We start from the raw sequence: 407 nt of genomic DNA on the forward strand, positions 1-407 counted from the left end.
TCCGGCTTCTCGATGTCCACGATGCTCTCCACATCCTCCGGTGTCAGCGGCTCGAAATACAGCTTATCCGCAATATCGAAGTCGGTACTTACCGTCTCCGGATTATTATTTACAATAATCGTCTCATAACCCTCTTTGCTGAACGCCCAGGTGCTGTGAACTGAACAGAAGTCAAACTCGATCCCCTGGCCGATACGGATCGGGCCGGAACCGAGGACAAGCACCTTCTTCCGCCCGCTGGTATATGCGGCTTCATTCTCGCTGCCAAAGCAGGAATAGTAGTAAGGCGTCTCCGCCGCAAATTCAGCCGCGCACGTATCCACCATCTTAAACGCGGCCACAATGTTGTTATCCTTACGCATCTGATGAATCTCCTGTTCGGAGCTTCCTGTCAGTCTGGCGATGAC

General features: G+C 52.6%; 1 protein-coding gene. It reads right to left on the reverse strand.

Annotation, left to right across the window (positions count from 1 at the left end):
• A partial coding sequence (locus tag NE664_14900; GenBank protein MCQ4727924.1) for a carbamoyl-phosphate synthase large subunit occupies positions 1-407 on the reverse strand: 407 nt, incomplete at both ends.

This window comes from Anaerotignum faecicola (assembly GCA_024460105.1).
In the GTDB taxonomy this organism is placed as follows: Bacteria; Bacillota; Clostridia; order Lachnospirales; family Anaerotignaceae; genus JANFXS01.